This is a genomic window from Streptomyces sp. CB02056 (genome assembly GCF_001905545.1).
Taxonomy (GTDB): Bacteria; Actinomycetota; Actinomycetes; order Streptomycetales; family Streptomycetaceae; genus Kitasatospora.
This window is the reverse complement of the sequence record NZ_LIPD01000014.1, coordinates 74,422-97,638: the sequence shown is the minus strand read 5'-3', so window position 1 is coordinate 97,638 and position 23,217 is coordinate 74,422. Positions and strand designations below refer to the sequence as shown.

General features: G+C 73.7%; 20 protein-coding genes. 8 read left to right on the top strand and 12 right to left on the bottom strand.

Translation table 11 applies throughout. The features are described from left to right. The first annotated feature begins 4 nt into the window (after positions 1 to 4). From AMK13_RS32270 to AMK13_RS32260, 3 genes are all read left to right on the top strand, one after another. Positions 5 to 1,873, top strand: a complete 1,869-nt coding sequence (locus tag AMK13_RS32270; protein WP_198959479.1) for a non-ribosomal peptide synthetase — start codon at positions 5 to 7, stop codon at positions 1,871 to 1,873. Positions 1,874 to 1,945: 72 nt separating this feature from the next. Further along, entirely contained in the window at positions 1,946 to 3,145 is a 1,200-nt protein-coding gene (locus tag AMK13_RS32265) for a cytochrome P450 (protein WP_074005217.1), read from the top strand. A 30-nt stretch (positions 3,146 to 3,175) separates the two neighbouring features. Further along, positions 3,176 to 3,955, top strand: a complete 780-nt coding sequence (locus tag AMK13_RS32260; protein WP_143204684.1) for a hypothetical protein — start codon at positions 3,176 to 3,178, stop codon at positions 3,953 to 3,955. A gap of 143 nt (positions 3,956 to 4,098) precedes the next feature. Here the strand turns inward: AMK13_RS32260 and AMK13_RS32255 are convergent, their stop codons facing one another. Continuing rightward, positions 4,099 to 4,929, bottom strand: a complete 831-nt coding sequence (locus AMK13_RS32255; protein ID WP_074005215.1) for an SAM-dependent methyltransferase — start codon at positions 4,927 to 4,929, stop codon at positions 4,099 to 4,101. A gap of 315 nt (positions 4,930 to 5,244) precedes the next feature. Here AMK13_RS32255 and AMK13_RS32250 point away from each other — a divergent pair, with 315 nt between their 5' ends. The 3 genes from AMK13_RS32250 to AMK13_RS32240 all read left to right on the top strand — a co-directional run bounded on the left by AMK13_RS32250 (position 5,245) and on the right by AMK13_RS32240 (position 7,226). Then, complete coding sequence (locus AMK13_RS32250) at positions 5,245 to 5,808, top strand: RNA polymerase sigma factor (RefSeq protein WP_074005214.1); 564 nt, start codon at positions 5,245 to 5,247, stop codon at positions 5,806 to 5,808. After that, the gene (locus AMK13_RS32245; protein ID WP_241853123.1) at positions 5,805 to 6,503 is read left to right on the top strand and encodes a hypothetical protein; all 699 of its coding nucleotides are present in this window, start codon (positions 5,805 to 5,807) and stop codon (positions 6,501 to 6,503) included. The genes AMK13_RS32250 and AMK13_RS32245 overlap by 4 nt, the downstream gene beginning before the upstream one ends. Positions 6,504 to 6,653: 150 nt before the next feature. Continuing rightward, positions 6,654 to 7,226 carry a MarR family winged helix-turn-helix transcriptional regulator gene (locus AMK13_RS32240; RefSeq protein WP_049650724.1) on the top strand — a complete coding sequence of 191 codons (573 nt, stop codon included), beginning with the start codon at positions 6,654 to 6,656 and terminating at the stop codon, positions 7,224 to 7,226. Between the two features lie 3 nt (positions 7,227 to 7,229). Here AMK13_RS32240 and AMK13_RS32235 read toward each other — a convergent pair whose 3' ends face one another. The 10 genes from AMK13_RS32235 to AMK13_RS32190 form a co-directional block, all read right to left on the bottom strand. Continuing rightward, positions 7,230 to 7,946, bottom strand: coding sequence for a gamma-glutamyl-gamma-aminobutyrate hydrolase family protein (locus tag AMK13_RS32235; protein WP_074005213.1), 717 nt, complete (start codon positions 7,944 to 7,946; stop codon positions 7,230 to 7,232). Then, entirely contained in the window at positions 7,943 to 9,430 is a 1,488-nt protein-coding gene (locus AMK13_RS32230; protein ID WP_074005212.1) for an aldehyde dehydrogenase, read from the bottom strand. The genes AMK13_RS32235 and AMK13_RS32230 overlap by 4 nt, the downstream gene beginning before the upstream one ends. Positions 9,431 to 9,567: 137 nt before the next feature. Beyond that, the gene (locus AMK13_RS32225; protein WP_074005211.1) at positions 9,568 to 11,016 is read right to left on the bottom strand and encodes an APC family permease; all 1,449 of its coding nucleotides are present in this window, start codon (positions 11,014 to 11,016) and stop codon (positions 9,568 to 9,570) included. A gap of 140 nt (positions 11,017 to 11,156) precedes the next feature. Further along, the gene (locus tag AMK13_RS32220; RefSeq protein WP_074005210.1) at positions 11,157 to 11,774 is read right to left on the bottom strand and encodes a TetR/AcrR family transcriptional regulator; all 618 of its coding nucleotides are present in this window, start codon (positions 11,772 to 11,774) and stop codon (positions 11,157 to 11,159) included. Between the two features lie 27 nt (positions 11,775 to 11,801). Further along, on the bottom strand, positions 11,802 to 12,647 hold the full coding sequence (locus tag AMK13_RS32215; RefSeq protein ID WP_074005209.1) for a fumarylacetoacetate hydrolase family protein: 846 nt from the start codon (positions 12,645 to 12,647) through the stop codon (positions 11,802 to 11,804). 12 nt (positions 12,648 to 12,659) lie between these two features. Beyond that, the gene (locus tag AMK13_RS32210; RefSeq protein ID WP_049650718.1) at positions 12,660 to 13,598 is read right to left on the bottom strand and encodes a 3,4-dihydroxyphenylacetate 2,3-dioxygenase; all 939 of its coding nucleotides are present in this window, start codon (positions 13,596 to 13,598) and stop codon (positions 12,660 to 12,662) included. After that, positions 13,591 to 15,054, bottom strand: a complete 1,464-nt coding sequence (locus AMK13_RS32205) for an aldehyde dehydrogenase (RefSeq protein WP_074005208.1) — start codon at positions 15,052 to 15,054, stop codon at positions 13,591 to 13,593. The genes AMK13_RS32210 and AMK13_RS32205 overlap by 8 nt, the downstream gene beginning before the upstream one ends. A gap of 52 nt (positions 15,055 to 15,106) precedes the next feature. Next, positions 15,107 to 15,913 carry an acetoacetate decarboxylase family protein gene (locus AMK13_RS32200; RefSeq protein ID WP_074005207.1) on the bottom strand — a complete coding sequence of 269 codons (807 nt, stop codon included), beginning with the start codon at positions 15,911 to 15,913 and terminating at the stop codon, positions 15,107 to 15,109. A 10-nt stretch (positions 15,914 to 15,923) separates the two neighbouring features. After that, on the bottom strand, positions 15,924 to 17,261 hold the full coding sequence (locus AMK13_RS32195) for an NAD(P)/FAD-dependent oxidoreductase (RefSeq protein ID WP_274538708.1): 1,338 nt from the start codon (positions 17,259 to 17,261) through the stop codon (positions 15,924 to 15,926). 3 nt (positions 17,262 to 17,264) lie between these two features. Then, positions 17,265 to 17,453, bottom strand: a complete 189-nt coding sequence (locus AMK13_RS32190) for a ferredoxin (RefSeq protein ID WP_049656520.1) — start codon at positions 17,451 to 17,453, stop codon at positions 17,265 to 17,267. A gap of 423 nt (positions 17,454 to 17,876) precedes the next feature. On the opposite strand from AMK13_RS32190, the gene AMK13_RS32185 reads away from it, so the two are divergent. Then, complete coding sequence (locus AMK13_RS32185; RefSeq protein WP_074005206.1) at positions 17,877 to 19,232, top strand: glutamine synthetase family protein; 1,356 nt, start codon at positions 17,877 to 17,879, stop codon at positions 19,230 to 19,232. A gap of 26 nt (positions 19,233 to 19,258) precedes the next feature. Continuing rightward, on the top strand, positions 19,259 to 20,548 hold the full coding sequence (locus AMK13_RS32180; RefSeq protein WP_107418919.1) for a cytochrome P450: 1,290 nt from the start codon (positions 19,259 to 19,261) through the stop codon (positions 20,546 to 20,548). Positions 20,549 to 20,623: 75 nt separating this feature from the next. Here the strand turns inward: AMK13_RS32180 and AMK13_RS32175 are convergent, their stop codons facing one another. Continuing rightward, positions 20,624 to 23,086 (bottom strand): penicillin acylase family protein, encoded by a 2,463-nt coding sequence (locus tag AMK13_RS32175; protein ID WP_241853122.1) that lies wholly within the window; start codon positions 23,084 to 23,086, stop codon positions 20,624 to 20,626. Positions 23,087 to 23,217 lie beyond the last annotated feature (131 nt).

The following is a 23,217-nucleotide window of genomic DNA, read 5'->3' as shown; positions in this document are numbered from 1 at the left end:
CGCCGTGAGCGGTTCCCCGCACGACCTCGACGGAGCACGGGCCGACGCCGGGGCACAGGCCGACGCCGGGGCGCACCTCCACCGGCTGTTCGCCGAACAGGTGGCGCGCACACCGGAGGCGCCGGCCCTGCTCTGGCAGGGCCGGCGGATCTCCTACCGCCGGCTCCTCGACAGGTCCCACCAGCTCGCCCGGTTCCTGCTCGCCCGCGGGACCGGCGCGGGGGACCGCGTCGGGATCTGCCTGGAGCGGGGGCCGCACCTGATCAGCGCGCTGTTCGGCGTCCTCCGGGCCGGCGCCGCCTACGTCCCGCTCGACCCCGACTACCCCGTCGAGCGGTTGCGGTACGTCCTGGAGCACAGCGGCGCCACCACCCTGCTGACGCGGAAGGGCCTCACCCCGCTCTTCGCCGACTACCGGGGCGGGATCGTCGACCTCGACGACGTCCGGACCCACCTCGACACGCTGCCCACCGAACCACCGGCCGGCTCCACTTCAACCGGCTCCGGAGCGGACCCCGCCTACGTCATCTACAGCTCCGGCTCCACCGGCAGGCCCAAAGGCGTCCTGGTCGGTCACCGCTCGCTCGCGAACCACAGCTCCGCGGTGAACCGTCACTTCCGGTTCGGGCCGGGCGACCGGGTCCTGCAGTGCCGGCCCCTCGGCTTCGACGCCGCCGCCGAGGAGATCTTCCCGCCGCTCCTGCACGGCGCCGCCCTGGTCCTCGACGGCGACCCGCTCCGGCAGACGTACCGCGCCCTCACCCGGCAGGTGATCGACACCGGGACCACCTTCCTCAGTGTCCCCACCGCCTTCTGGCACGGCTGGGTGCGGGAGGAGGACTGCCTGGTCCGGCTGGCCGAGGAGTCGTCGCTCCGTCTGCTGGTCGTGGCGGGCGAGCAGGCGTCGCGCCACGCCCTGCTGACCTGGCGGGAACGGGTCGGCGAGCGGATCCGCTGGTGCAACGTCTACGGCCCGACCGAGGCGACCATCACCTCGACCGTCTTCGAACCGGGGGCCGACTGGAGCCCGGACCGCTTCTCCTCCGTCCCCATCGGCCACCCCGTCGCGAACGTGCGGTGCCACATCCTCGACGAGTCCCTGGCCCCCGTACCGGCGGGCACGGTGGGCGAGCTGTACCTGGGCGGCGCGGGCCTGGCCATCGGCTACCTCGACGCGCCGGCCCTGACCGCGGAGCGCTTCGTGGCGGACCCGTTCCCCGGAGCGCCGGGAGGCCGCCTCTACCGCACCGGGGACCTGGCACGGTCGGACGCCGACGGCTGCATCGAGTTCGTCGGCCGCCGGGACCACCAGGTGAAGATCCGCGGCTACCGGGTCGAGCCGGGCGAGATCGAGGCGGTGGCCGGCGAACACCCCGCCGTCCGGGCGTGCGCCGTGGTGCTGGACGACAGCGACCCGGACAACCCGGCCCTGGGTCTTCACGCGGTCGTGAACGCTCACATGGCCCTGACGGAGCGGGAGTTGATCGGATTCCTCCGCCGGAGACTGCCGTGGTACATGGTTCCCCCCCGCGTCCGCTTCCTCGCGGAACTGCCCCTGACACCGCACGGGAAGATCGACCGCGCCGCCCTCACCTCCCCCGTGGACACCGGCTCCGCCGACGCCGGCGCCGCGTACACCGCTCCGCGCACGCCGGTCGAGGCCGCGCTGGCGGCCATCTGGGAGGAGCTCCTCGACCGGCGCGACATCAGCGTGGACGCCGACTTCTTCCAGCTCGGCGGCCACTCCCTGCTCGCCGCCGGCCTGATCACCCGGATCCGCGCGCGGCTGAACGTCAGCCTTCCGGTCCGCGTGCTGTTCGAGTCCCCGACCATCGAGGGGCTCGCCGCGGCCGTGTCGGACGCCCTGCTCTGACCGCGCTCCCGCCGACCGTTCACGCCCCACCTCCACCTCCACTTCCACCTCCACCGACATCCGGAGCCATGGATGACCATCGACCTGTCGGATCCGCTGCTCTACCAGACCTCGGATCCGGAGCCGGTGTGGGCGCGGCTGCGCGCCGAGCAGCCGGTGTACCGGAACGAGCGGGCCAACGGCGAGTTCTTCTGGGCGGTCATGACGCACCGCCTGTGCACGGACGTGCTGACGGACCCCCGGGTGTTCAGCTCCGAGAACGGCATGCGGCTGGACTCCGACCCGCGGGTGCTGGCCGCGGCGGCGGGCCGGATGCTCAACGTCACCGACCCTCCCCGGCACGACAGGATCCGCAAGGTCGTCAGCTCGGCGTTCACGCCCAGGACGGTCGACCGGCTCGAAGCCACCATGCGGCGGACGGCCGCGCGCGCCATCGAGGAGGCGGTGGCCGAGGGCGGCTGCGAGTTCACCCGCGTCGCACAGACGCTGCCGGTCTCGGTCATCTGCGACCTGATGGGGGTCCCGGAGGCCGACTGGGAGTTCATGGTCGACCGGACCCGCTTCGCCTGGAGCTCCACCGCGCTCGACGCGGCGGAGGAGGCCAGGAAGGTCCAGGCGCACACCGAGATCCTCTGCTACTTCCAGGAACTGGCCGAGGAGCGGAGGAAGCAACCGCGGGACGACCTCCTGAGCGCCCTGGTGTGCGGCGAGATCGACGGGGTGCCGCTGACCGAACAGGAGGTCTTCTACAACTGCGACGCCCTGATATCCGGCGGGAACGAGACGACCCGGCACGCCACCGTGGGCGGGCTGCTGGCCCTCGCCCGCGACCCGGAGCAGTGGCGGATGCTCCGGGCGGACCCCGGCCTGATGCCCTCGGCGATCCAGGAGATCATCCGCTACACGTCCCCGGTCATGCACTCCCTCCGCACGGCCAGGGAGGACGTGGAACTCGGCGGGCGGCCCGTCCGCGCCGGCGACCACGTCGTGGCCTGGCTGCCGTCGGCCAACCGCGACGAGGAGGTCTTCGCCGACCCGGAGCGCTTCGACATCGAGCGCTCCCCCAACCGCCACCTGGGTTTCATCGTGGGCAACCACTACTGCATCGGCGCGGCGCTCGCCAGGCTCGAACTGACCGTGCTGTTCCAGGAACTCACCCGGCGGGTCCGGACGGTGGAGGTCACCGGGCCGGTCCGTCGCCTGCGCTCGAACCTCCTCTGGGGGTTCGACTCGCTCCCGGTCGCGTTCGTCCCGAGCCTCGACAACCACTAGCGGAAGCCGATCCGAGGAGGCCGGTCACCAGTGCCCCGTACCGTGCGAAGAGACGCTCTCCTCCCCGACGCCCGGCGCACGGTGGAGACGTACGAGCGGAACCACGGCACCCGCTTCACCCACCTGCTGCGGTTCGACCCCCAGGTGCTGGAGTCCCTGCACGCCCCGGGCGAACTGCCGGGCAGCGTACGGGTCGCCTCCGACCAGCACCCCGGCGTGGTCGAGCGGATGGCGGTGGTGACGGCGGTCGCCAACCTCCCCGAGCAGCAGGCGGCGCACCGCCGCCGCTACCTCCGCGCCCTGCTCGACATCTACGGCATGCTGCCCGTCCGGGTGGCGGACGCCGCGTCCGTCCCGGGGACGGTCGTCGTCGCACCGGAACGCGAGGGGCGGATCCTGGCCGAACTGCTCGGTGTGCTGCCCCGCCACCAGGGCTGGACGCCGCAGGCCAAGCGCATGCCCGCGGCCGGCGGCCTGCTGGTCGGCGTCGACCACCGGCTTCCCGCCCGGAGCGACCGGCTGGTGGTCGTCGACGGCGTCGTGGCCAGCGGAGTGACCCTCATGGCGGTGATGCACCTGACGGCCCGGCCGGGCGCCGCCGTCGACGTCTTCACCTGCCACGCGACCGCCGAGGGAGCGCTCGCGCTGGCCCGGTACGCGGAGCGGCGGGAGGTCGCGTTGACGCTCCACGTCGGCCACCTGTCGGGCGTCCTCGACGAGAGGTTCTACTCGGTGGACCCGGAGGACCGGGCGACCCTCCTCCTGGGCGACATCGGCGACACCATCAGCCCGGTCGCCCCGGGGACATAGAGACGCCGGAGCGGTACGGCGGCGGCCGGACCGCCGCCGTACCGCTCCCCCCGACGGGCGGTCGCGCGGCGAGCGGGGCCGATTCGTCGTGACGGGCTTTCACATCGCGGGCGGCGGACTGCCAGACTGGTGCCGGGGGCCGGTCAGGGGCGGATGGCCACGGCGGCGAGGCAGGACGCCTCGGCGTCGCTGACGTGCGGGGCGTCCGGTTCGGGGCGCCAGCGGGGGGTGGAGGTGATGCCGGGGGCGAGGATGTCCCAGCCGGTGAAGAACCGGGCGAACTCGTCGGCGGCCCGGGCGCGGACCGGGTTGCCGTTGTCGCGGTAGACCTGCTCGATGCGGGCCGCGTCCTGGGGGGCGTAGTCGGGGGTGAAGTGGCTGATCACCAGGGCGGAACCGCGGGTCGGCAGCGCGTTCCCGAGCGTCTCGGCGATCTCGTGGGCGCCCTCGGGGACGAAGTGGAGCAGGGCGACGAGGCTCAGGGCGATCGGCCGGGTGAAGTCGAGGACGCCGGTGGCGCGGACCGCGTCCAGGAGGGCGTCGGGGTCCCGGACGTCGGCCTGGACGTAGGCGGTCCGCCCTTCGGGGCTGCTGCGCAGGAGCGCCTGGGCGTGGGTGAGGACGATGGGGTCGTTGTCCGCGTAGACGATCCTGGCCCGCGGTTCGATGCCCTGGGCGATCTCGTGGAGGTTGGGCGAGGTCGGGATGCCGGTGCCGATGTCGAGGAACTGGGTCACGCCGCCGCGGGCGAGCGCGCGGGTGGCGCGGTGCATGAACGTCCGGTTGGCGCGGGCCGCCGACCGGGCCTGGGGGAAGACCGCGAGGGCGTGCCCGGCGGCCTCCCGGTCGGCGGGGAAGTTGGTCGTGCCGTCGAGGAAGTAGTCGTAGATCCGCGCCGAGTGCGGGCGGTGGATGGCGAGGTTGACCTCGACGCCCGGCGGAGTGGCGATGTCGTCGTGCTGCTCTGCTGCCATGGTGCGTTGTCCCCCTGCGTCGGCGTCATGTCGTGCCCGCAGGCCGGCGCGCCACAACCCGTGGCGCAGCGTGGCGAACCCTTGCGCGGGCCATCGTTCAGCTCAACGTGACGATATCTGATCGCATGTGACTGATCACCATCTGACAAGTCATCACATGCCAGTTCATACAAACCTTTTTGGGATCCCCTTCACATCAGGCTTTTCAGGACGATTGGATGTCCGTACGGAGGACGGCCGTTCTCCACCTGACTCCACCGTTCCCGACCCCCGGGTCGGCCGAACGTCGTCCGCACGGGCGACGAGGAGGATCATTTGACCAGCGACGACGAGTGGGCAGCCGTGCGCCCCACTCATCGGCTGTCCTACCAGGCTTTCTGCGACAGCCGCGAAGAGACCTGGCGCGGAGTCGCCTGGGCCCGGTTGCACGACCAGGAACTCGTCGACCAGGCGGTCCGCAGCACCCGCCGGGAACTGGGGCAGGACTGGCTCGGCGCGCTGAGCCAGCCCGACATCGAGGCCCACGCCTGGATGATCGCCAAGCGGTGCATCGCCGACCGGGAGATGAGCGCCGGCCAGGCCCCGCCCAGCGCGGTCGTCCCGGACTGGATCGTCGCCATCCGAGGCGCCCACGCCCTGGCCCGCGTCAGCCTGGAGAACCTCGACAACGACTACGAGGAGCTCTACAAGGCGATCCTGCGGCTGCCGGAGCGCCAGTACGACATGATCGTGCTCCGCTACATGCTGGACATCGACTACCCGACGATCGCCACCTACCTCGGCATCACCGAGACCAACGCCCGCACCACCACCAGCCACGGCCTGGCCAAGCTCCGCCGCCTCCTCGGCACCGACACCACCATGGGGGACATGCAGTGACACGGGGACACGACCGCCGGGCAGCCACCCCCCGGGACCGGTACGACGGGAACGGCGACGGACCCGACGGACCGGTCGAGCTGCCCGACGGCGTGTCCGGTCCCGACCTGCGCCGACTCGTCCGCGCCCGCGCCCCCCTGGGCGCCGAGCACCTCCAGGCCCGCCACGAACTCGACCTCGCCGCGACCCTGATCATCGCCCAGCCCGAGGCCGCCGACTCCCTGGAGGCCCTCACCAACAACCGGCGCCGCATCCACCCCGGCGGCGCGCTCGTCCTGGCCGCACTGCTCCACCTCGCCGGACACGACGACGGCTGCCAGTTCTGGCTGCAGTTCGCCGCCGGCGGCGGCAGCACGACCGCCGCCAGCTGCCTCTCCTTCCTGCACGCCGCCCGCGGCGAGTTCCGCGACGCCGACTACTGGCGCAACCAGGCCGACCAGCTCGCCGCCGAAGCCCGTAACCCGGCCGCGCCGCCCGCGCCCTGGCCCGGCCGGCCGCTCCCCCCCGCCGTGTGGGCCGACACCCTCGCCGCCTGCCACGACGGCCTGACCCTGCGCCTGCCACCGCGCGTGGCCGCCGTCGTCCACCAGCTGCCCGTCGCCACCGACGACGAGGACCACGGCGAGATCCCCCAGCCCTCCCCCACCCTCGTGGACGACCTCGCCCACGCCTCCGCCCCCGCCGCTCGCGCCTGACCCCCGCCCCGCCGCCCCGCCCGGGCGGTCGCGCCGCGGGTGGGCGGATCCGGCCATCTAAGATGCCTGAGTCACTGGTACGGGCCCAAACCTCCGTGCCGGCGGCGCAGGCCATGTCCGAAGCGGTGACGGCGAGACGAGGGAGCACCGGTGCCCAGCCAGCGGTCCATCAACGAGGCGGAGCGGCTCGTCCAGGCGAAGCTCGGCGGCATTCCGATCCGCCGGGAGCGGATGGCCGCGGTGGCCAACATCTACCGGGCCGCGTCCGCCGTCCGGCAGCACCTGGAGAACTCCGTGCTGCGCGGCTCGGACCTGACCTGGACCGCCTTCGTCGTGCTGTGGGTGGTGTGGGTCTGGGGCGAGTCCGAGACCCGGCACGTCGCCGAGGAGGCGGGGATCTCCAAGGGGACGCTGACCGGGGTGTCCCGCACGCTGGAGTCGCGCGGACTGCTGCGGCGCACCGACCACCCCACCGACGGACGGCTGGTGCTGCTCGCGCTCACCGAGGAGGGCGAGGAGTTCATGCGCGAGGTGTTCCCCGCGTTCAACGAGGAGGAGTCCTTCGTCACCGGCCGGCTGAGCGACGCGGAGTGCGTCGGCCTCGCCGACGGGCTGCGGCGCGTGGTGCTCCAGGTCGAGGAGTCGGGCGAGGAACGGCGCCGCGCGCTGCTGAACGGCGAGGAGCCCGCCCCGCGCCGCAGCGGCCGGCGCGCCCGCCGGTAGGACTCAGCCGGCGGCCCGCACCAGGGCGTCGAAGAGGCGCTGCTGGGCCGGGTCCTCGTGGGCGGTGTCCTCGGGGTGCCACTGTACGGCGGCGAACCAGCCCTCGTAGTCGGGGAGTTCGACGGCCTCGACGGTCCCGTCGGCGGCCCGGGCGGTGACGGCCAGGCCCTCCCCGAGGCGGTCCACGTGCTGGTGGTGGTAGCAGGACACCCGGACCTCCCCTGCGCCGGCGATCCGGGCCAGCCCGGAGCCGGGCGCGAGCGGGACGGGGTGCCGCAGGTGGCGGTGGTCCCGTCCGGGGCCGCCCATGTCCTGGTGCAGGGTGCCGCCCAGCACCGTGTTGACCACCTGGAGTCCGCGGCAGACGGCCAGCAGCGGCAGTCCGCTCGCGAGGGCCCGCCGGGCGAGTTCCAGGTCGAACGCGTCCTGCTCCTCGTCCACGTCGTAGACGGCCTCGTGGGCGTCGGGCGCGCCGTAGCGGTGGGGTGCCAGGTCGCCGCCGCCGGGGAGCAGCAGCGCGTCGAAGCGGGAGAGCCGGGCGGCGACCTCCTCGGGGTCGGCGGTGCCGCCGGGCGCGTGCGGGTGCAGGGTGGCGGGCTCGCCGCCGGCCCGCCAGACGGCCTCGACCAGCGCGCGGGCGTTGACCTCCGCGGCGTACCGCAGCGCGGAGGTGGTGGCGGCGAAGCGGGCCGGCACGGCAATCAGCGGGCGACGGGTCACAACTGGATCCAGGTGGTCTTGAGTTCGGTGTACTTCTCCAGCGCGTGGGCGGACTTGTCGCGTCCGTTGCCGGACTGCTTCATGCCGCCGAAGGGCACGGTGAGGTCGCCCTCCTCGTAGCAGTTGACCCAGACCGTGCCGGCCCTGAGGGCGCGGGAGACCCGGTGGGCGGTGGACAGGTCGGAGGTCCACAGGCCGGCCGCGAGGCCGTACTCGGTGGCGTTGGCGAGGGCGACGGCCTCGTCGAGGTCGTCGAAGGCGAGGACGGAGAGCACCGGGCCGAAGACCTCCTCGCGGGCCAGCCGGCTGTCGGGGGCGACCCGGTCGAAGACGGTCGGTTCGAGGTAGGAGCCGCCGGTGCCGGTCAGGGTGCGCCCGCCGCCCGTGCGCAGGCGGGCGCCGTCGTCGAGGGCGGTGCGGACGTGGCCGAGCACCCGGTCGAGGTGGTGCTCGCCGACCAGGGCGCCCATCTCGGTGGCCGGGTCGAGGGGGTCGCCCACCCGCAGGGCGCGGGCGCGCGCCACGACGGCCTCGGTGACCTGCTCGGCGACGGAGCGGTGGACCAGCAGCCGGGAGGGCGCGGTGCACATCTCGCCCTGGTTGAAGAAGATGCCCCAGGCGGCGGTGGCCGCGGCCCGCTCCAGGTCGGGGGCGTCGGGCAGGACGATGTTGGGCGACTTGCCGCCCAGCTCCAGCCAGACCCGCTTGAGGTTGGAGTCGGCGGAGTAGCGCAGGAAGTGGCGTCCGACGGCGGTGGAGCCGGTGAAGGCGAGGACGTCCACGCCGGGGTGGAGACCGAGGGCGCGGCCGGCCACCGGTCCGTCGCCGGCCACGACGTTGAGCACGCCCGGCGGCAGCCCGGCCGCGAGGCCGATCCGTCCGAGCAGCAGGGCGGACAGCGGGGAGTGCTCCGAGGGCTTGAGGACGACCGTGCAGCCGGCGGCCAGGGCCGGGGCGATCTTCCAGCCGGCCAGGGTGAGCGGGAAGTTCCACGGGACGACCGCGCCGACGACCCCGGCGGGCTCCCGGGTGACGAGGGCGAGGGCGTCGGGCGCGGTGTGCGGGGACTCGTCGGTGAGCTTGTCGGCGAGCCCGCCGTACCAGCGGAAGGTGGTGATGACGGCCCGCAGTTCGATGTCGTGGGCGTCGGTGACCGGTTTCCCCATCTCCAGGCTGATGGTGAGCGCCAGTTCGGTCCGCCGCTCCTCCAGGAGGTCGGCGAACCGCAGCAGGATCCGTCCGCGGTCGGCCGGGGAGAGCCGCGGCCAGGGGCCGTGGTCGAAGGCGCGGCGGGCGGCGGCGACGGCCGCGTCGACCTCGGCCGGGCCGGCGTCGGCGGCCTCGGCCAGCACCCGGCCGTCGCGGGGCGACACCACGGGGAACGCGCCGTCGCCGGGTTCGTCGGCGCCGTCGATCAGGTGTGTGACGGCCGGTTCCAGCGCCTCGGCCCGGCGCAGCCAGTCGTCGTGGGTGGCGAGGGTCATCGGGTCCTCCGGAGCACGTGGGTGCGGGGTGGGTGGCGCGCGCCCTGCCTGCGGGCGCGCGCCGGGGAAAGCGTCAGCCGAGGAAAGCGTCAGCCGGGGAGAGCATCGACCGGGCAATGCGTCGACCCGGGGGCGCGTCAGCCGGTGCGTCGGCGCCGGATGCGCTGGTTGGCCACGCCGAGCGCCATGACGACCGGCACGGACAGGACGAGCCACAGCGCGGTACCGGCCTCGCCCCCGATCAGGGTGGTGAAGTTGGCCAGGATGAGCCAGATGGCACCGGCGATGCCGAGCGCGCCCAGCACGGGGGCGATCACGGTGTTCCACAGCCTGGTGTCGACCCGTCGACGGCGGAAGTACACCACGACGGACAGCGAGGTGAGCAGGTAGAGCAGCATCATCGCCAGGACGGCGAGTCCGCTGAACCAGGAGAAGAGGGTGAGCACCGGGTCCTTGCCGGCCAGCGCGAAGGGCACGACCAGGAGGACGGCGATGGCGGTCTGCACCCGGCCCGCGACCGCCGGGGCGTGCCGCCGGTTCAGCCGGCACAGCGGTGCGGGCAGCTGCCGGTCCCGGCCGAGGCAGAACAGGTACCGGCTGGCGGAGTTGTGGAAGGTCAGGACGCCGGCGAACAGCGAGGTGGCGAGCAGGACCGGCAGGACGCCGCCGATCCAGCCGCCGAACAGGTCGGCCACGGGGGCGAAGACGAACCCGGCGGAGTCCCCGGCGGCCACCGCCTTGGCGGCCGCCGCGGGGGCCTTGGCGGCACCGTACGCGGAGATCAGCATCCACGAGGTGAGGGCGAAGAAGACGGTGACCACGGTCACCGAGAGGTAGGTCGCCCTCGGTACGGTCTTCTTGGGCTCCTTCGCCTCCTCGCCGTAGATGGCGGTGGCCTCGAAGCCGAACATCGAGGCCAGGGCGAACATCACGGCGACGCCCGGCGCGCCCTGGAGGGCGGCCGACGGGGAGAAGCTCTCGGCCACCCCGAGCCCTTCCGGCCCGCCGCCCTTGACCAGGGTGACCACGCCGAAGACCAGCAGGATGCTGAACTCGGCGAGGACGAACGCGGCCAGCACCCGGGCGCCCATCTCGATGCCCAGGGCGCCGAGGGCCTGCACCACGGCCATGGTGACCAGGGTGTAGACCCACCACGGGAGGTGGAGCGGGGTGTGGTCGGAGACCAGCCCGCTGACGATCGAGCCGTACAGGCCGTACATCGCCGCCTGGATGACGCAGTAGGCGAACAGGGCGACGCTCGCGCTGCCCGCGCCGGCGGCCCGGCCGAGGCCGGTGCCGATGTACGTGTAGAAGGCTCCGGCGTCCACGACGTGCCGGCCCATGGCGATGAACCCGACGGAGAAGAGCAGGATCACCGCCCCGGCCACCACGTAGGCCGCGGGGGTGCCGGAGCCGTTGCCGAGGGCGACCGAGATCGGGGCGGCGCCGGCGATGCCCGTCAGCGGGGCCTGGCCGGAGAGGACGAAGAAGAGGATGCCCAGGACACCCAGGGCGTTGGGTTTGAGCGTGGCCGCGGTGGGGGCGTCCCGCTCGGTCCGTTCGGAGGACGTCGTCCGACTGTCCACACGGATCACCTGCCAGGTCGAAGTGGGGGAAAGTCCGGAGAGGGTCGTTTCAGGTCAAACGAGTTGCCTCATCGTGGGGCGGCGCCATGCGTTTGACAAGGGGTCGGGAAGCAGGAAAGAGGGGGTGGTAGGGCGCGGCGTCAGCGCCCGTCGGGCTCCTCGACCAGCCCGGCCAGCAGGCCCCTGAGCTCCGCCAGCGCCTCCTCGGTGGCCTCCCGCTCACCGAAGACCAGCTGGTGCAGCACCAGGCCCTCCAGCGCGGCGAAGACCAGCCGGGACATGCCACGGCTCACCGGGCCGGGCAGGATCCGGCCCAACTCGCTCCGGCTGGCCTCGAAGTACTCCTCGTAGAGGCCGCGCAGGTGCGGCAGCAGCTCCGGCCGGCGGCGGGCCTCCAGCAGCAGCTCGTACTGGAAGGCCTGCACCTCGGGACCGGACTCGACCATCTCCACGAGACCGGTGGCGAAGTCGGCCGCGGGGCCGGTGCCGACGCCGAGCGCGCTGACGCTCAGCGAGGAGCGGATGGCGTGGGTCAGCGCCTCCTCGATCAGCGCGTCCCGCGTACCGAAGTAGTGCACGACGAGCCCGTGGGTGACACCGGCCTCCTGGGCGACGGCCCGGTAGGTGAGCTTGCGCAGACCGCCCCGGGCCACCACGCGCACGGCGGCGTCCAGCAGGGCCGTCCGTCCCGTCCCGTAGTTCGTCACGCGCTTGCGGGGGCCGCGCTCGACGGTGGTGGGCTTGACGGGATCGGTCATGTGATCGACCCTACCGGCGCGCACCGGTCAGCGCTTCGGCGGCCGGATGCCGCGGAACTCCCAGTCCCCGCCCAGGGCGGTGGACAGCACCTCCTCCGACTCCGTGGGCTGCGCCCCCACGTCGGTGCGCACCGGGGTCGGCCCGGCGACGATGCGGTTGGCGAGCCGGCCGAGGCCCTCCACCTCGACCTCGACGAGGTCCCCGGGCGCCACCGGCCGGGAGTTGGCCGGGGTGCCGGACAGCAGCACGTCGCCGGGGTACAGGGTGATGGTGCGGGCGATATCGGCGACGAGGTAGTGCATGTCCCAGGTCATCTCGTCGGTGGAGCCGTCCTGGACGACCTCGCCGTTGACGTAGGTCCGCAGTCGCTTGCCGTGGAAGTCCCAGTCGGTGACCAGCCCGGGGCCGAGCGGGCACAGGGTGTCGGAGCCCTTGACCCGGAGCATGGAGCCGGCGTCGGTGTCCCGGAAGTCGTGCAGGCCGTAGTCGTTGGCCACGGTGTACCCGGCGATGTACTCCCCCGCCTCGGCCGGGGAGACGTTGCGCGCGGTGCGGCCGATCACGATGGCGACCTCGCCCTCGTAGTTGAGCCACTTGCAGCCCTCGGGGCGGACGACCGCGCCCCGGTGGGAGTTGAGCGCCGAGGTCGGCTTGTGGAAGTAGGTGGGGCTGTCGGGCAGGCCGATCCGGAACTCCTCCACCCGGCTGCGGTGGTTGAGGTGGACGGCGATCACCTTGGAGGGGACGACGGGCGGCAGGTGGTGGGCGTCCTCGGCCGCGACGCGCCGGCCGTCGCCGGCCACCAGGTCGTCGCCCTCGCGCACGGTCTGGACGGCGGCGCCGTCGAGCAGGATGCGGCGGTACTCGGGCATGGCGGGGCCTTTCTAGCGGAGGCTGTGGGGGTTGCGCGGGCCGGCCGAGGCGGCGGACGGGCCGGTGCCCGTCCAGCCGCCCTGCGGGCGGTCGAACCAGAGGTGGGCCTGGCCGGTGCCGATCGCGTTCTCGTACTCGCCGTACTGGCGCGCCGTCGCGGTGCAGGCCCGTTCGCCGAGGGCGCCGGCCATCATCAGGTAGTGGGAGAACCCGGCCTCGGGCCGGTGGCGCCGGAACTCGTCCATGGTGTCGAGGACCCGGTCGTGGCGGCCCTCCTTGAACCAGGCGATCCGTTCCCGGTCGGCGGCCCGGGCCTCGGGGGTGAAGATGTGCGCCGGGTCGCCGGACTCGTGGTCGCGCAGCTCGCGCAGCGGCCAGAAGGTGTGGGACAGGGCCCCGGAGGCGATCAGCAGCACCCGCCGGCCCGGGGTGGCGGCGATGCCGTCGGCCAGGGCGCGGCCCAGCCGCAGGTGGTCCTCGGCGTCGCCGGTCTGGCAGACGCCGATGGTCACCCAGCGCTTGTCCGGCAGGCCCTCGCCGAGGAACTTCCACAGGTTGACGGTGGCGTAGTAGATCGGCAGGTACGCGTCGTCGACCGGGGTGATCCAGGTGCCGTGCCGGTCGGCGAACGAGGCGATGGCGTGGGCGAGTTCGGGGTCCCCGGGGAAGTCGTACGGCATCCGGCACATGCCGCGCGGCAGCTCCTCGGAGGTGAACAGCCCGGCCCGGCGCTGCTGGGCGGTGACCACGAACTCGACGGTGGTCGCCCAGTGGGAGTCCAGGACGACGACGGTGTCGTAGTCCGCGCGCTCGAAGACCTCCTCGCGCAGCTGCCGCAGGCCGGTGACGAGGGTGATCTCCCGGCCGTCGTTCAGTCGGCGCCTGGTCTCCTCGGGCAGCACGATGGTGGGCACGTGGGCCAGCAGGCCGGCCCCGACGATCTCACCCATGGCTGGTCCACCCCTTCGGCGAGGTGACGGTGTTCTTGACGTCGCAGTAGAAGTCGAAGCTCCAGGTGCCGCCCTCGCGGCCGACGCCCGAGTGGCGGGAGCCGCCGAACGGGGCCTGGAGGTCCCGGACGAAGAAGCAGTTGACCCAGACGGTGCCCGCCACCAGCCGCGCGGTGACCCGGCGGGCGCGCTCCGGGTCGCCGGTGGCCACGGTGGCCGCCAGGCCGAAGCGGGTGTCGTTGGCCAGCCGGACGGCCTCCTCCTCGGTGCCGAAGGTCTGGAGGGTCAGGACGGGGCCGAAGACCTCCTCCTGGACGATCTCCGCGTCCTGGGCGACGTCGGTGAGCAGGGTCGGCGCGTAGTACCGGCCGTCCCGGGGCCGGCCGCCGATCACGGTGCGGGCGCCGGCCGCGACGGCCCGCCGGACGAAGCCGTCGACCTTCTCCAGCTGGCGGGGGTGGACGGTGGGGCCGATGTCGGTCGCCTCGTCCCGCGGGTCGCCCTGCACGAGGCGTGCGGCCCGCTCGACGAAGCGCCGGGTGAACTCCTCGGCGACCGTCTCCTCGACGAGGAGGCGGGTGGCGGCCAGGCAGACCTGGCCGGCGTTGTCGTACTGCTCCACCGCGAGCTCGACGGCGAGGTCCAGGTCGGCGTCGGCGAAGACCAGCAGCGGGGACTTGCCGCCCAGTTCGAGGCTGAGCGGGGTGAGGTTGGCGGCGGCCGACGCGGCGATCCGCCGGGCGGTCGGCACGGACCCGGTGAAGCTGATCCGGCGCACGTCCGGGTGCGAGGTGAGGGCGTCGCCGATCTCGGAGCCGTACCCCTGCACCACGTTGAGCACGCCGGCCGGCAGCCCCGCCTCGGCGGCGATCGCGGCGAGCAGCGAGGCCGTCAGCGGCGACCACTCGGCGGGCTTGAGGACGACCGTGTTCCCGGCCGCCAGGGCCGGGGCGACCTTCCAGGTGGCCAGCATCAGCGGCGCGTTCCAGGGGGTGATCAGCACGCAGGGGCCGGCCGGGTCCCAGCTGACGTGGTTGGTGTGGCCGCGGGTGTCGAAGTCCTCGTGGCCGAGCCGCAGCAGCCAGTCGGCGAAGAAGCGGAAGTTGTGGGCGACCCGGGGCATGACGCCGCGGCGGTGCGAGCGCAGCAGGGCGCCGTTGTCGGCCGTCTCCACGACGGCCAGCTCCTCCAGCCGGCGCTCCACACCGTCGGCGACGGCGTGCAGGAGGCGGGCCCGCTCCTCGCACGGGGTGGCCGCCCAGGCGGGGAAGGCGGCCTTGGCGGCGGCGACCGCGGCGGCGGCCTCCGTCGCGGTGCCCCGGGCGATCTCGCCGAGGACGGCGCCGTCGACGGGCGAGACGTCGGTGAAGGTGCCGGCGGAGGCGACGCGTTCGCCGCCGATCCAGTGCCGGGTGTCGACGGCGACCCCGGCGACGGTGGTGGTGTGTTCGCTCATGTCCTGGGCTTCCTCGTGTCTCCGGGTTCCTCGTGGTCGGTGCGGCGGGGGGTCACTCGGCGCCGGAGGTGCCGGACTCCAGCAGCCGGCCGCCGTCCCACACCACGCCGACCTGCCGGTAGTAGGCGGCGATCGGCTCGCGGACCTCCAGCCGGGCCAGCTCCTCGGTGGGCGCCTCGAACAGCTCCAGTTCGGCGTCGCCCACCCAGGGCTGCCCGGCCTCGAAGGAGGCGGCGCCGGACTCGACCAGCTCGTCCAGGGCGAGGCCCTTGCCCTTCTCGATGGAGGGCAGCCAGCGGTGGTGGAGCATCGGGTGGCCGTTGACGAAGCCGTTGCTCTCCGACGGCTCGCGCAGCGTGACGACGGCCTGGGCCAGGCGCCGGTCCGCGGCGGCGAGGGTCGCGCCGAACCGGGCGCCGGCCTCGATCCGCGGGGCGGGCCCGTACGGGTGCGGCCGGGTCTGGTGGATGGAGCCGAGCTTCTTCGGGTAGCCCTGGTGCAGCCCCCGGGCGATCGCGAAGTCCTTGTCGACCCAGATGTGCGCGCAGCGGCTGTACGTCCGGCCCCGGTACGCGCAGCGGACGACGGCGAACGCCTCCTTGTACTGGGCGCGCACCGGGTCGAGCAGCTCCCGTCCGGAGGCGGAGCAGGACTGCCAGTCGGCCCAGATCAGCGCGACGGCGCCCGGGTCCTCGTCGGCGAGTTCCAGCGGCTCGGGCAGCAGCTCGCGCACCCGGGCCGGGTCGGTGCGGTACTCGACGGTGAGCAGGTCGCCGGAGTAGCGCCACGGCGGCGGGGGGATCAGCGACGAGTCGCCGGTCGCCGTCTTGGGGTGGAAGTATCCACGGACACTGGCCACTTGGGGTTCCTTACGCGGTGGGAGCGGGGTGTGGGAGGGCGGGCTGCTCTACAGCCGGCTGCTCTACGGCCTGCTGCGCTACGGCCGGCTGCTCGACGTCCGGCCGCCGCAGCAGCTCGGCGCGGTAGCGGGCGGCGGCGGCCGCGGCGCCCCGCCCGCCGAGGGCGACGACGCCGACCAGGCGGCCGGCCCGGTGGTAGCCGACCAGGACGTCCCCGTCGGGGTCGCCGTCGAGGTCGCCGGCCAGGACGCGCGCGTCGTCCCGGCCGAGGCCGGGGGCGCCGAAGGACTGCAGCCGGAAGTCGTGCTGGTCGCTCCAGAAGGTCGGCAGCGGGGCGAACGGCGCGAGACCGTGGTCGGCGCCGGCGAGGTGGGCGGCGAGCACCCTGGCGGCGTGCTTGGCCGTGTCGGTGGGGATGGACCAGTGCTCGACGCGGCGCGGGACGCCGTCGTACCGGGCGTTGGGGAAGCGGGCGACGTCACCGACGGCGACCACCTCCGGCCGCCCGCCGGCCCGCAGGTGCTCGTCCGTGCGCACGCCGTCGGAGAGGTCCAGGCCGTTGCCTTCGAGCCACTCGGTGTTGGCCACCGAGCCGACCGACTCCACCACCACGTCCGCGGCCAACACCCGGCCGTCCGCCAGCACCACCCCGGTGACCCGGTCCTCGCCCCGGAAGCCGGTCACCCCGGTGCCGAGGGCGAAGCGGACGCCCCGCCGCCGGTGGCGGCCGAGCAGCGACCCGGCGAGCAGTTCGCCCAGCGGGCCGACCATGGGCAGCGGCTGCGGGTCGACCACGGTGACCTCGGCGGCGCCGAGGGCGACGGCGGTGGCGGCCACCTCGCAGCCGATGAAGCCGGCTCCGACCACGACCACCCGCGCGCCGGGCCGGGTCAGCGCCTCGCGCAGCCCCCGGGCGTCGGCCTGGGTACGGACGGTGTGCCGCCCGGTGGCGGGGCCGGGGCAGCGCAGCCGCCGGGCGCGCATGCCGGTGGCCACGACGAGGGCGCGGTAGGGCAGGTTCTCGCCGCCGTCGAGTTCGACGGTCCGGCGGTCGAGGTCGGCCCGGACGACCGCGGTGCCCAGGCGCCAGTGCACGTCGGAGACGCCGGCCCGGGGCCGGAGGGCGAGCGAGTCGAAGGAGGCCGTGCCCGCCAGGACCTCCTTGGACAGCGGGGGCCGGTTGTAGGGCATGTGGGGCTCGTCCCCGACGAGGGTGATCGGCCCGTCCCAGCCCGCGGCGCGCAGCTGTTCGGCGGCGCGCAGCCCGGCCATGGAGGCGCCGGCCACGACGACGGGTGCGCCGGCCCCGGCGGTCGGCGTGCCGGCCCCGGCGGTGGGTGCGGTCACGGCTCAGTCCTCGATCCGGATGGCCTGGAGCGGGCAGACGTCGGCGGCCTCCTCGACGTCGGCGCGCAGGCCCTCGTCGGGGTGGGCGACGTACGCGAGGTGTCCGTCCTCGTCGAAGCGGAAGACGTCGGGGGCGGCGAAGACGCACTGGCCGTGGTCCTGGCACTTGTTCATGTCGACGACGACCTTCATGGCCGGTCCTCCTGGTGGTGGGGGAGCGTCGCGGAAAAGGAAGGGAACGGGGGGATCGCGGGGGGCGTGGGGCCGCGGGGGCCGGATCACGGCCGAGGGGGCGGCGGACGCCGGAGGCAGGGGGCGATGGCCGCCGAGGAAGGCGGTGACGAGCGACCGCCAAAACGTTTGATGTCAAATAACATAGGAAGCAGCCGGCCTCTGGTCAAGAGCTATCCGGATGGATAAATTTCTGGGGCAGACCCCTTGCGGGAGAGCGACCGGCGTCCCTACCGTTTGCCACCAGCGAGCGAGCGTGTCCTGCCCCACCCCGCAGCCCGAAGCCGCCGCGCCCCCTCCCCCACCCCGCCACTGCCGTGCGCCCTGGCCCTCCCGACGCCGTGAACGCGGGGAGGCGCCCCACTTCCCCCAGAGGAGACACCGGTGAGCGCATCCGACATCCCGCCCGTCCGCCACCACCTGGAGCGGCTGGCCGCCCAGGGCATCGACGTGGTCCGGGTGACCTATCCCGACCTCATCGGCACCGAACGGGCCCGGGACGTCCTGCTGGACCACCTGCCCTCGGCCTGCGAACACGGCCTCGCCTTCTGCCGCGCCGTCTACCACACCAGCCCCCAGGGCGACGTGGTCCCCGTCCCCGGCGGCCTGGACGCCGGCCTGCCCGACATCTGCGTGCGCCCCGACCTCGACACCCTGGCCGCCCTGCCCTGGGAGCCCGGAGTCGCCAGCTGCCTCGGCGACGTCACCGACCCGGCCACCGGACGGCCCGCCCCGGAGTCCCCCCGCGACCTGCTGCGCACGGTCGTCGACCGGTGCCGTGAGCACGGCCTGCACCCGGTCGTGGGGCCGGAGTTGGAGTACTTCCTGTGCGACGCCGCGCCCGGGACGCCGCAGGGCTGGCGCCGCTACAGCGAGGCCGCCGGCGTGGTCTACACGGCGGGGCTGCGCGCGGACGCCGACAACCACCTGCTGCGCACCCTGCGCCTGCTGCGCGACCTCGGCATCGGCATCACCAACGGCAACCACGAGTTCGACGGCTCCCAGTTCGAGATCAACCTCAACCACTCCGACGCCATGGCGGCCGCCGACCGCGCCTTCCGCTTCAAGTCCGCGGTCAAGGAACTCGCCCGCAAGGAAGGCCGGTTGGCCACCTTCATGGCCAAGCCCTTCCAGGGCGCCGGCGGTTCCGGCTTCCACCTCCACCTGTCCTGCGTGGACGGCGCGGGCGGCAACGTCTTCGCGGACCCGGCCGCGCCGTACGGGCTGAGCACGACCGCGCGCCACGCGGTGGCCGGCGTCCTCGCCCACGCCCCGGCGCTCGCGGCGCTGGCCAACCCGACGGTCAACTCCTACAAGCGCTTCGGCCCCGACACCCTCGCCCCCTGGCTGATCGACTGGGGGCTGGACAACCGCAGCGCCATGGTCCGGATCCCGCCGGAGCGCGGCTCCGGCAGCCGCTTCGAGCTGCGGCTGGGGGACGCGAGCGCCAACCCCTACCTGCTGATCGCGGGGACCGTCGCGGCGGCCCTGCTGGGCGTCCTCGCCGGCGAGGAGCCCGCCGCCCCGCTGGAGGGCTACGGCTACGACCGCGCCAGGTCCGCGCTGCTGCCGACGTCCCTGCCCGAGGCGCTCGACGCCCTGGAGGCGGACCCGGCCCTGACCGGGGTGCTCGGCCGGGACTTCGTCGACGCCTACCTCTCGTACAAGCGCGACGAGGTCGCCCGCTTCCAACGGCACGTCACCGACTGGGAGTTCACCGAGTACGCGTACCACCTGTGAGACCGAGGAGACCAACCGTGACCACCGTGCCGTCCACGCCGCCCGCCTCCGGCGCCATCGACGAACCGCTGCCCCTCGACCAGGTGGACCTGGCCGACCTCGACAACTTCACCGACGGCGTCACCCCGTGGCGGATGTTCCACACCCTGCGCCACCAGGACCCGGTGCACTGGCAGCCGGAGGAGGCGCCCAACTCCGGCTTCTGGGCGGTCACCCGGCACGCCGACATCGCCCGCGTCGACCGGGACGCCGAGACCTTCACCTCGACGAGGTTCGTGAACCTGGAGGAGGTCGACGACGACCAGATCAAGAAGCGCGCCTCCATCCTGGAGCTGGACGGGGTCCGCCACCGCGCCCTGCGCAGCATCCTCCAGCGCCAGTTCGGCGCGGGCGTGATCAACAGCTACGCCGACTTCCTGCGCGGCCTGACCGCCACCACGCTGGACGCCGCCCTGGCCAAGGGCCGCTTCGACTTCGTCAAGGAGGTCTCCGCCGACTTCCCGATCAACGTCCTCGCCCGCCTCCTGGACGTGCCCCCGGAGGACAACCAGCAGCTCATCGACTGGGGCAACCGGATCATCGGCAACACCGACCCCGACTACGCCGACGTCCTGCTGCACAGCGCGGAGAGCGAGAAGTACCGCGACCTGCCGTTCCGTTCGCCCGCCTCGCTGGAGGTCTTCGCCTACGGCCGCGAACTCGCCCGGCAGCGGCACGGCGGCGCCGGCACCGACCTGGTCTCCAGGCTGGTCAACGAGACCCCCCGCGACGGGGTGCCGCTCTCGCCGCAGGACTTCGACAACTACTTCCTGCTCCTGGTCGTCGCTGGCAACGAGACCACCCGGCACACCATCAGCCACTCCATGCTGGCCCTCCTCCAGCACCCCGAGCAGCTCGCCCGCCTCCAGCAGGACCCGTCCCTCATCCCCGGCGCGGTGGAGGAGTTCCTGCGCTGGGCCTCCCCCGTCTACCACTTCCGCCGCACGGCCACCCGCGACGTCGAACTCGGCGGCAGGCGGATCAGGGAGGGCGAGAAGGTCGTGATGTGGTTCGCCTCTGGCAACCGCGACGAGGAGGTCTTCGGCAACCCCTACGACTTCGACGTGACCCGCCGCGACAACGACCACGTCACCTTCGGCAAGGGCAGCCCCCACCTGTGCCTGGGCAACCTGCTCGCGCGCACCGAGATCCGCATCATGTTCGAGGAGCTGATCCCGCGGCTGGCGGGCATCGAACTCGCCGGGGACGTCCCGCGGGTGCGCTCCAACTTCGTCAACGGCATCAAGCGGCTCCCGGTCGAGGTCACCCTCGCCTGACCCCGCCGCACGAGGTCGGACGGGCCGCCGCCGTTCCGGGAACGGCGGCGGCCCGGAGGCCCGTACGACGGCGCGTCAGCGCCGCAGGACGGTGACGCCGAGGCCCGGCGCGGAGCGGATCTCGGCCTCGGTGAAGCGCTCGGTCACCCACTGCTTGCGGGCGTAGACGCGGGTCTGGTCGGTGAAGTGCGGCGAGGTCGGGTCGGCGGACTCGCCGTAGGTGAGCAGCGTCCTGGTGCGCGGACCCCGGTCGGTCAGCTCGGTGGCCATCAGGAAGGTACCGCCGTGCGGGACGCTGCCGAGGTTCGTCGGGTAGGTGCCGCCGCCGGTGCCCGAATCCGGCCCCGCCGTCAGCACGTTGAAGCAGCCCAGCTGGTGGGAGCAGCCGTGCAGCGGGATGCCCGCCCAGCGCTGGACGAGGCCGATCGGGGCGTCCACCGGCAGGCCGCGGGCGGCCAGGCCCTTCACCGCGTCGGCCAGGGCGCGCTGGGCGTCGGGGTTGGCGGCGTCGATGCCGCGCGGGGTGGTCAGCGGCCGGGCCGGGTCGGCCGGGACCGTCTGCCAGGCGGTCGTGCCGGTCCCCGCCAGCGCGTCCCGGTACGCCTGCCAGAGCACGGTGCCCCGGCTGTCGGCGTCGGCCCGGGTGTTCCAGGCGGCGAGCGCGTCGCAGGCCGGGCGGACGTCGACCCGCCTGCCGTCGGAGGCGGCGATCTCCGGGTGGGCGCGGCACAGCGCCACGGCGTCGTCGCGGTCGAGTTCGGCGCTCTGCACCCGGTTGCCGAACATCGTCGCCTGGAGCGAGCCGAGGGTGAACCCGGGGGCGCCGAGGCCGTCGGTGCCGGCCCGGCGGTCGGCGATCATCCGCAGGCCCAGCTGGCTGCGCAGCATCCGCGCGGAGGCGCCCTGGTACATGGCGGGAAAGCCGGTGAGCGGGGCCTCCGCGTTGGTCAGGTACGGGCCGTTGTTGGAGTTGGCGACGTAGTCGGTGCGGGTCAGGCCCGGCTGGTTGGCGGGGCCGAAGACGCCGGGCACGAGCGCGTCCGGGTCGGTGCCCGGGTCGCAGGCGGCGGTCGAACCGTCCAGCACCTGTCCGAAGCCGCCGCCCGCGACCAGGCAGCGGTCGCGCTGGGCGTCGGGGAGGTTCGGGACGGCGGAGGCGTCGGTGAACCAGGTGGTGCCGGTGGAGTCGACGGCCGTGGTGTACACCCACGGGAGGCCCTGGTAGGTGCGCTGGGCCTGGCGGAGCTGGTCGAGGTTCTGGGCGCGGCCGACCGCCAGCCACTGGTTCAGGGAGCGGAGGTTCTCGGCGTTGGCGTCGCCGAGGGTGTAGGCGTGCTCCCCGGTCCAGCCGTCGGCGAGGACGTAGCCGTGGCGGGAGCGGTAGAGGCTCCGGTCGACGGTGGAGAGCGTCCCGTCGGCGGCCCGGACGGTGACCTTGACGGTCTCCTGGGCCATCCGCTCGGCCTTGCCGTCCACCAGGTACGCGGTCGGGTCGCCCGGCACCAGGCTGAGCCGGTGGAGGGTGTAGTGGTCGGCGTAGCTGGTGGTGTGGCTCCAGGCGAGGCCGCGGGTGTGGCCGATCTGGAGGAACGGGATGCCGTACAGCCCGGCGCCGGCGACGTCCAGGACGCCGGGGATGGTCAGCTGGGCCTGGTAGAAGCGCTGCTCGCCGGCCCACTGGAGGTGCGGGTTGGCCAGCAGCAGGCCGGTGCCGTCGCGGCTGGCGTCGCGCCCGATCGCCCAGGCGTTGCTGCCGAGTTCGGGGTTGTCGGCGGAGTGCCCGGGGGCGGCGATCCGGGGTGCGTCCGCCGCGGGTCCGGCGGCTTCGGCGCCGGGCCCGGCTGTGGCTGCGGGCCCGGTCGAGGCCGCGGGGACGGCCGTGGCGATCTGCTGCTTGGCGGCGCCGCTGCCCGCCAGGGTGTTGGCGGAGTAGAGGATGTTCCACAGGTCGTCCGCGGTGATCGGCCCGACCCAGGCCTTCCCCCGGCAGGACGGGTCCGGCAGGTGGTCGGGGCCGGTGTCGCGCAGGTAGCGGTTGTACCCGGCGACGTAGCCGTCCACCAGCTGCCGCACCTCGTCGGTCGGGCCGAGCGGCGCGGGGGCGGCCTGCAGCCGGCGCACCGTCCCGGCGCGCAGCAGGCCCTGCTGGTAGGTGTCGCTCACCAGGTTGCTCACCCGGTCCACGGACTCGCCGTCCGGGCCGAGGTGGCGCGAGCGCTCGCCGCGCACGGTGAGCACCTGGTCGGCGAGCTGGCAGAGGTTGTCCTGGGCGAAGGCGTACCCGTAGCCGTAGCCGAGGCCGCCGAAGTCGCGGGCGAGGACGTGCGGGACGCCGTACTCGGTCCGGCTGATCTTCGCGGTCCAGCCGCCCCGGCCGGCGTCGGGGCCGGCCCCGAGGTCGGTGCCGGCGGCCTGGGCCACGGCGGGCACCAGGGCCGTCAGCAGCGCGGACGTCAGCCCGACCGCTAGCGCGCCCGAGGTGAACCGCCTTATTTTCGATGGGAACTGACGTTCCTTCATGTTCTTCACTTCCGTCATGGCCTCACCCTGTGGCCACCGGCACCCGCCGGTCATCGCCCCTCGGGACGACGTGCCCTCGACCCTACGACCTATCCGTGTACACCCCGGGGAGGAGACGTTCCCTACCCGCACGACCCTCCCGTCGGACG

Coding starts and splice junctions, on each gene's coding strand:
- AMK13_RS32220 (WP_074005210.1), bottom strand. CDS start 11,774: ATGACCGATCCCGTCAAGCCCACCACCGTCGAGCGCGGCCCCCGCAAG.
- AMK13_RS32230 (WP_074005212.1), bottom strand. CDS start 9,430: ATGACCCTCGCCACCCACGACGACTGGCTGCGCCGGGCCGAGGCGCTG.
- AMK13_RS32210 (WP_049650718.1), bottom strand. CDS start 13,598: ATGGGTGAGATCGTCGGGGCCGGCCTGCTGGCCCACGTGCCCACCATC.
- AMK13_RS32255 (WP_074005215.1), bottom strand. CDS start 4,929: ATGGCAGCAGAGCAGCACGACGACATCGCCACTCCGCCGGGCGTCGAG.
- AMK13_RS32265 (WP_074005217.1), top strand. CDS start 1,946: ATGACCATCGACCTGTCGGATCCGCTGCTCTACCAGACCTCGGATCCG.
- AMK13_RS32175 (WP_241853122.1), bottom strand. CDS start 23,086: ATGACGGAAGTGAAGAACATGAAGGAACGTCAGTTCCCATCGAAAATA.
- AMK13_RS32215 (WP_074005209.1), bottom strand. CDS start 12,647: ATGCCCGAGTACCGCCGCATCCTGCTCGACGGCGCCGCCGTCCAGACC.
- AMK13_RS32190 (WP_049656520.1), bottom strand. CDS start 17,453: ATGAAGGTCGTCGTCGACATGAACAAGTGCCAGGACCACGGCCAGTGC.
- AMK13_RS32205 (WP_074005208.1), bottom strand. CDS start 15,054: ATGAGCGAACACACCACCACCGTCGCCGGGGTCGCCGTCGACACCCGG.